11 protein-coding genes are annotated in these 12,645 nt (G+C 71.8%); 3 read left to right on the top strand and 8 right to left on the bottom strand.

All coding sequences use genetic code 11. The annotated features are described in order from the left end of the window. Window positions 1-55 precede the first annotated feature (55 nt). The gene (locus ASC82_RS18450; protein WP_079039354.1) at window positions 56-1,144 is read left to right on the top strand and encodes a questin oxidase family protein; all 1,089 of its coding nucleotides are present in this window, start codon (window positions 56-58) and stop codon (window positions 1,142-1,144) included. Window positions 1,145-1,149: 5 nt separating this feature from the next. Here ASC82_RS18450 and ASC82_RS18445 read toward each other — a convergent pair whose 3' ends face one another. Beyond that, window positions 1,150-1,938 carry a class III extradiol ring-cleavage dioxygenase gene (locus tag ASC82_RS18445; protein WP_024760602.1) on the bottom strand — a complete coding sequence of 263 codons (789 nt, stop codon included), beginning with the start codon at window positions 1,936-1,938 and terminating at the stop codon, window positions 1,150-1,152. A 115-nt stretch (window positions 1,939-2,053) separates the two neighbouring features. Here ASC82_RS18445 and ASC82_RS18440 point away from each other — a divergent pair, with 115 nt between their 5' ends. After that, complete coding sequence (locus ASC82_RS18440; protein WP_107105915.1) at window positions 2,054-2,560, top strand: MarR family transcriptional regulator; 507 nt, start codon at window positions 2,054-2,056, stop codon at window positions 2,558-2,560. 78 nt (window positions 2,561-2,638) lie between these two features. Here ASC82_RS18440 and ASC82_RS18435 read toward each other — a convergent pair whose 3' ends face one another. Both ASC82_RS18435 and ASC82_RS18430 read right to left on the bottom strand, forming a co-directional pair. Further along, window positions 2,639-4,171: an MFS transporter gene (locus ASC82_RS18435; RefSeq protein WP_056648959.1), complete on the bottom strand. Its 1,533-nt coding sequence runs from the start codon at window positions 4,169-4,171 to the stop codon at window positions 2,639-2,641. A 168-nt stretch (window positions 4,172-4,339) separates the two neighbouring features. Next, window positions 4,340-5,005 (bottom strand): TetR/AcrR family transcriptional regulator, encoded by a 666-nt coding sequence (locus ASC82_RS18430; RefSeq protein ID WP_056648957.1) that lies wholly within the window; start codon window positions 5,003-5,005, stop codon window positions 4,340-4,342. Between the two features lie 330 nt (window positions 5,006-5,335). On the opposite strand from ASC82_RS18430, the gene ASC82_RS18425 reads away from it, so the two are divergent. Continuing rightward, complete coding sequence (locus ASC82_RS18425; RefSeq protein WP_056648954.1) at window positions 5,336-6,607, top strand: M6 family metalloprotease domain-containing protein; 1,272 nt, start codon at window positions 5,336-5,338, stop codon at window positions 6,605-6,607. Here the strand turns inward: ASC82_RS18425 and ASC82_RS18420 are convergent. The 5 genes from ASC82_RS18420 to ASC82_RS18400 form a co-directional block, all read right to left on the bottom strand. Continuing rightward, window positions 6,594-8,243, bottom strand: coding sequence for a class I adenylate-forming enzyme family protein (locus ASC82_RS18420; protein WP_056649585.1), 1,650 nt, complete (start codon window positions 8,241-8,243; stop codon window positions 6,594-6,596). The genes ASC82_RS18425 and ASC82_RS18420 overlap by 14 nt on opposite strands. A 63-nt stretch (window positions 8,244-8,306) precedes the next feature. Further along, window positions 8,307-9,446, bottom strand: coding sequence for a hypothetical protein (locus tag ASC82_RS18415; protein WP_056648952.1), 1,140 nt, complete (start codon window positions 9,444-9,446; stop codon window positions 8,307-8,309). After that, window positions 9,443-10,393, bottom strand: a complete 951-nt coding sequence (locus tag ASC82_RS18410; RefSeq protein ID WP_056648950.1) for a hypothetical protein — start codon at window positions 10,391-10,393, stop codon at window positions 9,443-9,445. The genes ASC82_RS18415 and ASC82_RS18410 overlap by 4 nt, the downstream gene beginning before the upstream one ends. Before the next feature lie 138 nt (window positions 10,394-10,531). Then, window positions 10,532-11,668, bottom strand: a complete 1,137-nt coding sequence (locus tag ASC82_RS18405; protein ID WP_056648949.1) for an MFS transporter — start codon at window positions 11,666-11,668, stop codon at window positions 10,532-10,534. Window positions 11,669-11,778: 110 nt separating this feature from the next. Continuing rightward, window positions 11,779-12,633: a glycosyltransferase gene (locus tag ASC82_RS18400; protein WP_056648947.1), complete on the bottom strand. Its 855-nt coding sequence runs from the start codon at window positions 12,631-12,633 to the stop codon at window positions 11,779-11,781. Window positions 12,634-12,645: the final 12 nt, after the last annotated feature.

Below are 12,645 nucleotides of genomic sequence, written 5' to 3'. Positions count from 1 at the left end.
GGCCTAGGTCCCCAGCCCGTTACGCGCCCGCCCGCGCCGCCCTAGCGTCGCCCCCATGAGCGACACGAGCGATACGAGCGACACGGCCGACACGCGCGATACGAGCGCTACGAGCGATACGCGCGACGCGAGCGACACGACCGGAATCCTCGACGAGGCCCTCGAACGCCTCCACACCACCGGCCCCGAGCGCAACGGCTGGCTCACCAACCACGCCCCGATGGCCGTCGAGGCGCTCGTCCGCCGCGGCCAGGCCCGGGCCGTGCACCGCTGGCTCGACCATTACGCGCACAAGCTGGAGGAGCTGCCGCCCGCGCACCGCCCCGTCACGGCGGACGACTGGCGCGAGGCGCTCGGCGACCCGGCCCGGATCACCGACTGGACGCACTTCTTCGCACGGCGGCTCGACGGGCCCGAGGCCCGCCCCTGGCGCGAGGTCCTCGCCGAGTGGTGGCCCCGGCTGCTCCCGGGGATCGCGGCCGGGGCGACGCACCCCGTGATCCGTACCGGTCACGCCGTACGGACGCTCCTGACGAGCGACGAGACGGCGCCGCGCCGCGCCGAGCTGGCGCACGCCCTCGGCTACTGGGCGGCCCGCAGCCGGCCGCTGCCGCCGCTCGCCCCGCTGGCCCCGGCGCCGAGCGCGGCGGCCGCCCTGGACGCCGTACCGCCCGTTCCGCGGCAGGACGGCGGGATCCGGGAGCGGCTCGCCCAGCTGACGGCGTTCCCGCAGTGGGGCACGGCTCCGGATCCCGACACGGCCGAGGAGCGGCTCATCGAGCTGGTGACGGCGGCGACGCACCGGTACGCGACGCACGGCCACGGCGAGCCGATCATGCTCGTGCACGCGGCGACGGCACCGAACGCGGTCCTCCGCGCGCTGCCCGCGCTCCCCCGTGAGCTGTGGGTACCGAGCCTGGGCGCGGCCTGGGCGGCTGCGGCCGCGGTGACGGCGGCCTACACCCCGCGGGACCCGCTCCCGTACAAGAAGGTCGTTCCGACCGCCGAGGAGGTCTTCGAGCGGGCGGCTGCGCACGGCGACGACCATACGATCAAGTTCACCGACACGGCGCTGGACGTCGGCGACCCGCTCGCGCTGGCCGCCGCCGTCCGCTCCGTCGAGCTGAACCCGCCCGTCTTCTGAAGGGCTCAGCCGAACTGGACGGACCGCTTGGCGAGCCCCATCCAGAAGCCGTCGATCACGGACCGCTCGGCGTCGAGGTCGCCGGCCGCGTCCGCCGCGCCCATGGTGACGAAGAGGGGGGCGAAGTGTTCCGTACGCGGGTGGGCGAGGCGTCCGGCCGGGGACTTGTGCTCGAAGTCGAGGAGCGCGTCGACGTCCCGGGCCGCGAGGGCGCGGTGCCCCCAGTCGTCGAACTCGGCGGACCAGCCCGGCACGCCGCCGCCGGTGTGGCGGAGGGCGGCGAGGTTGTGGGTGAAGAAGCCGCTGCCGACGATCAGGACGCCCTCGTCGCGCAGCGGGGCGAGCTTGCGCCCGATGTCCATGAGCCGGCGCGGGTCGAGGGTGGGCATGGAGATCTGGAGTACGGGGATGTCGGCGCCCGGGAACATCTCGACGAGCGGCACGTAGGCGCCGTGGTCGAGTCCCCGGTCGGGGATGTCCTGCACGGGCGTGCCGGGCGCGCGGAGCAGCTTGCGGACGGCGTCGGCGAGCTGCGGGGCGCCGGGCGCCGCGTACCGCACGCGGTAGTAGTGCTCGGGGAAGCCCCAGAAGTCGTAGACGAGGGGCACGGTCTCGGTGGCGCCGAGGGCCAGCGGGGCCTCCTCCCAGTGGGCGGAGACCATGAGGATCGCCTTGGGGCGCGGGAGGTCCGCGGACCAGGCGGCGAGTTCGCCGGGCCAGACGGGGTCGTCGGCGAGCGGCGGGGCGCCGTGGGACAGGTAGAGGGCGGGCATCCGCTCCTGCGTGGCGTCCATGGTGTCCATGGCATCCATGGCGGTGACCTCCGGCATCCTCGTATTACTTGAAACTTCAAGCTGGATATCTGCAGAGTAAACGTATGTAGTTCAACTTTCAAGAACGAGTCGTACGATGGGACCCATGGGAGACATGACCGAACCGCGCTGGCTCGACGACGAGGAACAGCGCACCTGGCGCGCGTACCTGCACGCCACCACGCTCCTGGAGGATCACCTCGACCGCCAGTTGCAGCGCGACGCCGGGATGCCGCACATCTACTACGGCCTGCTCGTCCAGCTCTCCCAGGCGCCGCGCCGGCGGCTGCGGATGACCGAGCTCGCCAAGAGCGCCAAGATCACCCGCTCCCGCCTCTCCCACGCGATCGCCCGGCTGGAGAAGAGCGGCTGGGTCGTGCGCGAGAACTGCCCCTCCGACAAGCGGGGCCAGTTCGCGCGGCTCACGGACGAGGGCATGGACGTCCTGCGCCGCACCGCGCCCGGCCATGTGGCGGCCGTGCGCCAGGCCCTGTTCGACCGGCTGGCACCGGAGCAGGTCGAGCAGCTCGGCGCGATCATGCGGGTCATGGCCGAGGGCCTCGAACCGGCGGACCCGGACGCGGACCTGCCCTGGCTCCGCTGAGCGGAGCCAGGGCAGGTCGGTGAGCCAGGGCAGGTACCCGGGAGGAACGAGCCAGGGCAGGTACCCGGAAGGAAGGGGTCAGTGCGCGATGACGGGGATCTTCATCTCGTCGTCCGCGCCCTCGCCCGAGCCCGCGACCACTCCGGTCTCCGGCTTCCCGGTGTTGATCAGCACGAAGGCGATCGTGGCCGAGAGGACCAGGATGCCGACGGCCCACCAGATCGCCGCGGCGTAGCCCTCGACCATGCCCTGGAGCTGGACCATCTTCTGCGCGGCCGGGGTGGTCGCGCCGGCCGCGTGGTCGGCCAGGTAGGCGGTGGTCGCCGAGGCGGCGATCGTGTTCAGCAGGGCCGTACCGATGGCGCCGCCGACCTGCTGCGAGGTGTTGACCATCGCGGAGGCCACACCGGCGTCCCGCGGGTCCACGCCGAGCGTCGCCAGCGACATGGCCGGCATGAACGCCGTGCCCATGCCCAGGCCGAGCAGCAGCTGCGCGGGCAGGATCAGACCGGCGTACGAGGTGCCGACCTCCAGCTGGGTCAGGAGCAGCATGCCGAGGCCGGCCGTCAGGAAGCCGGGGGCCATCAGCAGCCGCGGCGGGACCCGGGTCATCAGCCGCGTACCGATCTGGGTCGAGCCGATGATCATGCCCACGATCATGGGCAGGAACGCGAAGCCGGTCATGACCGGCGAGTACCCCTTCACGACCTGGAGGTAGTACGTCAGGAAGAGGAACAGGCCGAACATCGCGATGACGGCGAGACCCAGCGACAGGTAGACGCCGCCGCGGTTGCGGTCGGTCAGGACGCGCAGCGGCAGGAGCGGCGACTTCACCCGGGCCTCGGTGAGGACGAACACCCCGAGCAGGACGGCGGAGCCGACGAAGAGGCCGATCGTGCCGGCGTCGCTCCAGCCCTCGGACTCGGCGCGCGTGAAGCCGTAGACGAGCGCGACCAGACCCAGGGTGGAGAGGATCACGCCCGGGATGTCGAGCGAGGAGCGGTTGCGGCCGCCCGCGGGCTCGCGGATCACGAAGTACGCGCCGACGGCGGCGACGATCGCGAACGGGATGTTGACGAAGAAGGTCCAGCGCCAGTTCAGGTACTCGGTGAGGAAGCCGCCGAGGATCAGGCCCACGGCGCCGCCGCCACCGGCGATCGCGCCGTAGATGCCGAAGGCCTTCGCACGCTCCTTGGCGTCGGTGAAGGTCACGGCGAGCAGCGACAGCGCGGCGGGCGCGAGGAGCGCGCCGAAGGCGCCCTGGAGCGCGCGGGCACCGAGCATCATCGCCTCGCCGTTCGCGGCCCCGCCGAGGGCGGAGGCGGCGGCGAAGCCGATCAGTCCGACGACGAAGGTCCGCTTGCGGCCCCACAGGTCGGCGATGCGGCCGCCGAAGAGGAGGAGACCGCCGAAGGCGAGGGCGTAGGCGGTGATGACCCACTGCCGGTTGCCGTCCGAGATCCCCAGGTCCTGCTGGGCGGAGGGCAGCGCGATGTTCACGATCGTCGCGTCGAGCACGACCATCAGCTGGGCGAGGGCGATGAAGACGAGCGCTTTCCAGCGGCCGGGGTCGGCTCCCTGGATCGCGGGGCTCTCGGGGATTTTGGACATGGGGGTAGCCACCTCTTGGCGCGTACTGGCGAAAAAGGACGTAAAGGGAAGGTGTGCGTGGGGCGCTGGACGGTCGTCACGACCGCCGGCGGGGCGTCGTCACGACCGCCGGCAGGGCGTCATCACGACCGCCGGCAGGGCGTCATCACGACCGCCGGAAGGAGGTCGTCACGACCGCCGGCAGGAGTCGCGTCTCAGGTCCTCCAGCGTCGCGGCCGTCCCCGGCAGCTCGGAGCGCGCGGGCGCCTCCAGGCCGTCGAGGAACAACTGCAGGTGACGGTGGACGAATTGGTCGAAGTTCACGCAGGCCGTGCCCGGCAGCGGGCGCGTCAGCTGCGAGACCGCCACCATCAGGTCCCCGACGCCGACGTCGGCGCGGAGCCGGCCGGCGGCCTGCGCACGCTCGACGAGACCCTGGACGGCCTCCTCAAGGCGCTCGCGCTCGACGGTCAGATCGGGGTGGTCCTTGTCGAAGGCCCCGTCGAGCATCGGGCACAGGGCGCCGATGCGTTCGTCGGCGGCGGCGTGGGTGAAGCGGCGGAGGGCGGCGAAGGTGTCGGCCTCCTCCTCGGCGGCCAGCTCGGCGATCTCGGTGACGCGGGCCATGAGGGAGAGGACGACCTCGCGGACGAGGTCGTCGCGCTCGGGGAAGTTGCGGTAGAGCGTGGCGTTCCCGACGCCGGCGCGGCGCGCCACCTCGTCGTACGGCACCTGGGGGCCGAACTCGACGAACATCTCGCGGGCCGCCGTCACGATCCGCTCGCGGTTGCGCAGGGCGTCTGCGCGCGGGCGGGGTACGCGGCGCACGGGCGCGGTGTCCGGGGTGCTGGTCACGCCACAACCTCCTCAACGATCACCGATGCGATGACATCCGGGGAAGGACTCCCCACTTCGCGGAACACAGGGTTAAACGGGGACAGCGTCCCCGCTTATTTCCCTCTTTCGGTGTGACGTGGGTCACTCGCGACACGCCGCACGGAATACCCACACGATCGGTCCACCCGACGCGCGCCTCCGAGCCGATCACCACAGGCTGATCGCACGACACGGATCTCCGTCTCCCCCGCAGGAGGCGTCGCACAGGAGACGTCTCCTCGCGCGGGAGACATCCCCCGCGCGAGGAGATCCGTGCCGCAGACCTGCCCCCACCGGAGAGGCGCCCGTATGCAGCACCCCCGCCGACGGATACGCAGACCCGTCGCCCTGGCGGCGACCACGGCCCTCTCCCTCACGCTGCTCGCCTCCGCGAGCACGACGCTCCCGGACCCCGCCCCGGCGTCGGCAGGCCCCGTGGCCGCCGCGCCGCGCGGCGCGCAGCTCGGGCCGTGCCGGATCGCCACCACGATGGGTGTGCAGATGTCGGAGGGGCTGCCCACCGCCCCCGGATACGTGCGCTCCACGGGCCGCGTCAGGGCCCTCACCCTGATGGTCGACTTCCCCGACGCCGTCGGGGAGGGCGATGCGATGAGCCGTTTCCGCGAGTTCTTCCCGCAGACCGCCGACTGGTTCCGCACCAGCTCGTACGGGCGCCTGAAGTACCAGGCCGAGGTCCCGATGGCCGACTGGCTGCGGATGCCCCGGCCGTTCTCCTCGTACGGGATCGAGCGCGGCTCACCGTACGAGCCGGGCTACCGCTCCCTCGTCGAGGACATCGTGAAGGCCGCCGACGCGAAGGTGGACTTCAGCGCGTACGACCTGGTCAACGTCCTCGTCACGCCGAACGCCGGGCCGTCCGCCCTCGACACCGTCCTGTCCGTGACCTTCTCCGGCAACGACGACGCCCCCTACGCCGACGGCGTGCCGCTCGCCAACACGTCCTTCGTCTACAGCCGCCAGGACGACGGCTCCGGCAGCTTCGCCGAGACCGGCTACCGGGTGCTGCCCCACGAGAACGGCCACGTCTTCGGCCTGCCCGACCTCTACACCTCGGACGGCGGCGGCACCGTCGGGCACTGGGACATCATGTCCGAGGACTGGGGCGCCAACAACGACCTGCTCGGCTGGCACAAGTGGAAGCTGGGCTGGCTCGACAACGACCAGATCAACTGCGCCTCCGGCCCCGGCAGCGCCGACTACACCCTCACCCCGCTGGGCATCCCCGGCGGCCCCAAGCTCACCTTCGTCCCGCTCTCCGACACCTCGGGGTACGCGGTCGAGGTGCGCAGCAAGGAGGGCAACGACGAGGCGGTCTGCGAGCAGGGCGTCCTCGTCTACCGGGTCGAGTCCGACGTGGACACCGGCCACGGCCCGGTGACCGTGTCCGACAGCGACCACGCGAGCGGCGGCTGCACGCGGCGCCCGAACGTCCACGCGGAGCTGTCGGACGCCCCGTACCGCCCGGGCGAGATCTTCACGGACCGGGCCAACGGCATCCGGATCAGCGTCCTCGCCGAGGAGCCGACGGGCGCCTACCGCATCCGCGTCACGCGCTCCTGAACCCGTCCCCGAACCCGTCCCTGAACTCGTCCCTCAGCCGGCGCTTGAGGATCTTCCCGGTCGGGTTCCGGGGCAGCTCCTCCTCCCGCACGAGGACCCGGGCGGGCACCTTGAAGGCGGCGAGGCGCGCCCCGACGTGAGCGCGCAGCCGCTCCACGTCGCGGTCCGCCCCGGCACGCAGCCGCACGACGGCCACGACCTCCTCCCCGAGGACGGGATGCGGGACGCCCAGGACGGCGGCGTCGACGACGTCCGGGTGCTCATGGAGCACGGCCTCGACCTCGACGCAGTACACGTTCTCGCCGCCGCGGATCACCATGTCCGTGAGCCGGTCGACGACGCTGACCCGCCCGTCGGCGTCGACGCGGGCGAGGTCACCCGTCCGGAACCAGCCGTCGTCGGTGAAGGCGGCACGGGTCGCGTCCTCGTTCCCCCAGTACCCCCGGATCAGCGACTGCCCGCGCAGCCACAGCTCCCCCACGCCCTCCGCGTCGGGCCGGTCGACGCGCACCTCGGTGGCGGGCGAGGGGCGGCCGACGCTCCCGGGGTGGGCGCGGTACTCGGCGCCGACGTTCGACAGGACGCCGCCGCAGGTCTCGGTGAGCCCGTAGCCGTTGCGGGGCTCGACGCGCTCGCCGTACGCGGCGGTGATCCCGGCGACGATCCCGGGCGGGGCGGCGGCGCCCCCGGTGCTGAGGAGGACAAGGCTCTCCAGCTCGTCGCCCGCCTCGCGGGCGGCCTCGATCAGCTGGAGCGCGGTGGTGGGCACCCCGGCGTAGTGCGTCACGCCGTGCTTGCGGATCAGTTCGAGGGCGGCCCCGGCGTCCCACTTCCGCATCATGACGAGGGTCCCGCCGGCCGCCATGACGGCGTAGAAGGACGTGAACGCGGCGACGTGGAAGAAGGGGAACGTCGTCAGCGACACGGGCGCGGGCCCCGTCCCGGGCACCTCGCCGCGGGCGAGGGCCGCGGCGGCGGCGAAGAAGCGGGGGTTCATGGCGGCCCCGGCCTGCGCGAGGTGCGTGGCGACGGCGCCCTTGGGGCGGCCGGTGGTGCCGGAGGTGTAGATGATCGTGGCGTCGTGCTCGGGCAGGACGTCGACCGGCGGCGGCCCGAGGAAGGGATCACGATCGGGGACGTACGCCTCGAAGCCCTCCTCCGCCTCGCCCTGGAAGACGATCCCTCGCACCCGGTGCTCCCGCGCCCAGGCCCGCACGCGCCCGACGCGCTCCCCGTCGACGAGCAGCACGCCCGGCGCGCAGTCGTCGAGGGCGTACGTGAACTCGTCCTCGGTCCACCAGGCGTTGAGCGGTACGGCAACGAGCCCGGCGAGCTGGGCGGCCCAGAAGGCGACCTGCCACTCGGGAAGGTTCCGCATGGCGACGACGGCACGGTCCCCGGGCCGCAGCCCGTACTCGCCGACGAGCTGCCGGGCGAGCCCGCAGGCGGCGTCGAAGAACTCCCGGTAGGTCGTCTGCCCGGTCTCGGACACCAGGAACACCCGGTCGCCGTAGGCCCAGACGACCTCCACGAACTCCCGCAGCGTCCGCGGCCCGCCGGTGTACACCCCGTCCTCCACGGCGAAGGGCGCCCCGGGCGCGCTGAGCCGCGCCTCCCCCGTCTGCCCGCCGGACACCACCACGAGGACCTCCTAAGCGCTTGCTCACCCCAGCGCCGCGACGCTATGCGCCACCTTCTGTCAGGTCAACCCCACCTGCCCCACGCCGCCTCCGACCTCGCGGCCGGCCTCGTAACCATCATGCGCGATCCTCAGCAGCCACTCGGCCCGGCCCACGAAGGCGTCGTCGGGAAGCGCCGAGTCCATGAGCGCCCCCGGGGCCAGGGTGCCGAGCGCGGCCGCGATCAGGTCCTGGTGCCGGGTCGCGTCGGCCTCTCCCGTGGCGCCGGAGGCCGGCGGGCCGGAGATCTTCAGGTGCCCGGTCCGCGGGATCAGGCCGAGGAGCAGCGCGACCACCCACAGCGAGAACAGGAACTCGGTCTGCCCCTGGGACGCCCACGGCGCTACGGACGCCGCGAACTCGCGGTCGAACCGCCGGCGCAGCGCCACCGGGTCGAGGCCGAGCCGCGGGGCGACCCGGCTCCAGTGGACGTACCGCCACGCGTGATCGTCCAGGTCACCGACCCTGACCAGGAGGAAGGCCATGCCCCGGTAGAAGAACGGGCAGAGGGTGAGCGAGTGGGCGAGCCGGTCCTGCCCCGGTCCCCGCAGCGGCTCGCCGCCTCCGTAACAGGCCGCCCTCCGCTTCGGGTTGCCGACGAGACTCGTCAGGTCGCCGTGCTCCACCAGGGCGGGCACGGACACGTATCCGGGCACCCCCTTCACCTGGAGGAAGTCGAACAGGACCTCGTCGTCCTCGAAGTGGACCTGCGCCGCGGCCTCCGCGAACCGCCCGTACTCGTCGAGGAGCCGCACCGGCAGGACCGTGGCCAGCGTCGGGAAGAACTCCCACCGCACCGCCTCGACCCACCCGCAGCCGGCCATGAGGGCGAGCCGGGCGGCGGCGCCGTTGAGGCTGTCCCAGTTCGCGTAGAAGGAGAGCGCGGCGTCCGGGAAGAGCTCCACGGCGCGCCGGGCCTGCGCAAGCAGGTCGGGCCGCACGATCACGTCGTCCTGGAGCACGAGGTGGTGGGTCGCATCGGGCGCGTAGGCCCCCCACGCCTCGATGGAGGTGATGAGGGCGTTCGACCCGCCGGGGTGCGGGTCCATGACGACGCGCAGGTCTCCCAGTGCCGCCGACAGCGCCCGCGCCGCGTGGCTCCGGCGCGGGTGGGTCATGACGACGCCGTCGAGCGAGAGGCGCGGCGGTGCGGCGGTCACACGCCCACCCCCTGGGCCGTTCCGGCCGTGTACCCGTCCAGGGCGATGGACTTCAGCTCGGGTTCCAGGCCCGTGAACGTGCCCTCGGGCAGCGCCGATCCGACGAGACCGCCGAGGGCCAGGGTCTCCACGAGGCGGTCGGGGATCGCCGCCGCGGGTGCCGACCCGGGATCCGAGGTCGCGCGGGCGACGACCGCGAGCAGGAGCGCGGTGATCCAGAAGCCGAAGAGGAACTCCCGTTCCCCCGCCGGCCGTTCCTCGACCCACGCCGACTTCGCGATCGTCGTGTCGAAGTCGTGCCGCAGCTGCGCCGGGTCGAGACCGAACTCGGGCGCCAGCCGCGTCCAGTGGAAGTGCCGCCAGGTGTGGTCGTCGCCGCCCGCGCCCCCGCCGCCGTACCGGATCAGGCAGTAGGCGACGCCCCGCTGGAAGTGGGGACAGACGCGGAAGCCGTGGAGGATGCTCTGTGTGTCGGGGAGGCGGTGCGCGTCGGGGGCGGACCAGGCGGCCTTCCCCTCGGCGTCCAACGGCGAGGGGAGCATCGTGTACACGTCGATGCCGGCGAGCTGGAGGAAGTCGAAGAGCGCCGCGTCGCAGCTCGGTTCGAGCTCCTTGAAATGCTCCAGGAACCGGGCGAACTCCTCCGCCTGCCGCATGGGGAGCAGCACGGCCGTGGCGGGGAAGGAATGCAGCTGGATCCCCTCCGCCCAGGAGTGCCGGGAGAGCGCCGCGAGGCGGACCGCCGAGCCGTTCGGCTCGTCCCATCCCGCGTACAGGGAGACGGCGGCTTCCGGAAAGGTCTCGGCCGCCAGCCGAAGGCTCTCCAGGGTGCCCGGGCCGGGCTCGGCGTCCTCGCCGAGAACGAAATGATGCGTCGCCTCGCCGTCACGCGCGGACCAGGCGGCGGAGAAGGTGTCCAGTCGGTTGCGATCACCTCCCTCGATCACGGGAATTCCCCCCAGGAGGGCCTGCGCCAGGGCCGCGCGTTCTTTCTTCCCGCGCCCTGAAACAATCGCACCGCTCAGCATGACCACACTTCTTCCGCGGGCTTGACTCAACAGCCGGTCACGAACTTTACAGGAGTGTCACTGGCGTCGCGAGGAGAACACCGGCGCGGCGCCCGAGAGTCCGGCCTTTCGCGAAAACCCGAAGAAGAAGATGAGAAGTGCCGTTCCGGCGAGAGTGGAGAAGGCCACCTGATAGGACGAGCCGCTCGCGATGACACCGAATGCGAGAGGACTCAGGCTGTACGCGCCGAAACTGATCGCGCTCACCACGGCCATCGCCAGGCCCGCCCGGTCGGACGTGGCCCGCCCGGCCAGCGAGAAGCCCACCGGTGCGACGGGTGCTTCGGAGAGGCCGAAGAGCAGCAGTCCGGCCGCCGCGACCACGGGGGATCCACCGGTCACGATGAGGATGATCCCGGCGAACATGCCGAGCCCCGCGATCCTCACGAGGAGCGCCTCACCGTGCCGTCCGATGATCGCGCTGCCGCACAGCCGGCCCACGAAGGAAGCGAAATAGAAACCGGCGACGCCGACGGCGCTCACCACGACCCCGCCCTTGAGGAGGTCGCGGAGATAGAGGGACGAGAAGTTCTCGATCGCGCTGTCGCTGAAGAAATAGAGCGCAAGGAGCAGGGACGCGGGCAGCACCACGGAGAGCTTGCGCAGTTCGGCGAAGCCACCGCGGAGCTTTCCGTCGGGCTTGGCGACGCGCCCCGAGAGCGGGAGCAGCAGAGCGAGGACGCCGAACGCCGTCAGGAGCACCGCGTCGATTCCGTAGACGATCCGGAAATCCCAGCCGAGTCCGCCCATTCCCAGGGCCACGAAAAGCGCCCCGCCTATTGCTCCACCGCTGAATCCGGCGTGGAGTTGGGTCATGACGGGAACGTCGTAGTGGCTTTCGTAGTCGCTTCCTATGCTGTTGACCCCGAGATCGAGGATTCCTCCGAAGAGACCCATGAGGGCGAAGACGGAGAACGCCACGACATCGCTGCGCGCCACGGTGAGCAGCATGAGCGTGAGGCCCATGCCGACCAGCCCCAGGAAGAGGAGCGGACGCCTTCCGAAGTGGTCCGAGAGCCATCCGCCGGCGAGCTGGACCGGTACGGACGCGACGCACGCGAGCGTCATGAACGTGCCGAGCGTCTGCAGGTCGAGGCCGAACCAGTGGGACAGGTCGACGAGCAGCACCGTCCACGCGCCCGTGTGGAAGCCCATGACGGCGAACAGCGAGGAGGCGGCCCGGAACTGGCGCCGGCGGATGGAGGCGGAGGGGGATCCTGACTCTGATCCGGATCCTGACCCTGATCCGGGATGAAGCGCGTGGGTCACCCTTGCGGCACCGGCCTCAGGTTGTTGGAGACGCCGCCGAGGTAGTACCGGACGGTCGGCTCGCCCGTGGAGGCGATGGGGATCCGCTGGGAGAGCAGCACCTTCAGCTGCATGTCGTCCGGCCCCATGTTCTCGTCGAGGTCGCGCTCGGAGAAGACGTCGGGAATCGGGTGCGCGAGCATGAGGTCGCGGCGCATCAGCCAGATGTTCTGGTCGACGAGGAACGGCGCGTCCCGTGACGTCATGATCGTGCTGTTGCGGAAGACGGAGACGTCGATCGGGACGGCCCTGTCCCGGAGGACGTTGGTGCCCCGGACCCAGATGCCGCGCGCGCACATCAGCTCGTAGATCTCCTCGGCGGTCCCCGGGACGTGGGCCCACGGGAAGCGGGGCTCCAGGTAGGGGGAGCCGTCCGCCCAGTGGATGCTGCGCGCCGAGTGCACGGCGGGGTAGCCCGTCCGCTCGACCAGCGCCATCAGTCCGCGCAGATGGTCGGGCCGGTACTCGTTGTCGTCGTCCAGGAACGAGATCCAGGTCGAATCGGCCAGGGCTGCGCCCTTGTTCAGGAGGCGGGAGATCCGGGGGTAGATCCACGCCCTGGAGTCCGGACCGCCCCCTCTTCCGGCACCGTCCTCGGCCCCCGCGCGCCGCATGAGATGCGCGGTCACCCTCCGGCGGTCCGTGCTCGCGCTCACCTCGTCGGCGATCTCGCGCGCGGTGCGCTCGCAGTCGTCGATCACGACCAGGTGCTCGACCGGACCGGCGTAGTCCTGCCGCCGGACCGACTCGATCGACCGCCGGAGCAGGTCCGGGCGACCTCGGGTGAGCGTGATGACGGTGATCTTCTCCATGGCTGTCCCATC

It is taken from the genome of Streptomyces sp. Root431 (assembly GCF_001426585.1).
GTDB classification, from domain to species: domain Bacteria; phylum Actinomycetota; class Actinomycetes; order Streptomycetales; family Streptomycetaceae; genus Streptomyces; species Streptomyces stackebrandtii.
This window is presented reverse-complemented; position numbering and strand designations above follow the sequence as displayed.

Coding starts and splice junctions, on each gene's coding strand:
- ASC82_RS18450 (WP_079039354.1), top strand. CDS start 56: ATGAGCGACACGAGCGATACGAGCGACACGGCCGACACGCGCGATACG.
- ASC82_RS18445 (WP_024760602.1), bottom strand. CDS start 1,938: ATGGACGCCACGCAGGAGCGGATGCCCGCCCTCTACCTGTCCCACGGC.
- ASC82_RS18440 (WP_107105915.1), top strand. CDS start 2,054: ATGGGACCCATGGGAGACATGACCGAACCGCGCTGGCTCGACGACGAG.
- ASC82_RS18435 (WP_056648959.1), bottom strand. CDS start 4,171: ATGTCCAAAATCCCCGAGAGCCCCGCGATCCAGGGAGCCGACCCCGGC.
- ASC82_RS18425 (WP_056648954.1), top strand. CDS start 5,336: ATGCAGCACCCCCGCCGACGGATACGCAGACCCGTCGCCCTGGCGGCG.
- ASC82_RS18405 (WP_056648949.1), bottom strand. CDS start 11,668: ATGGGCTTCCACACGGGCGCGTGGACGGTGCTGCTCGTCGACCTGTCC.
- ASC82_RS18400 (WP_056648947.1), bottom strand. CDS start 12,633: ATGGAGAAGATCACCGTCATCACGCTCACCCGAGGTCGCCCGGACCTG.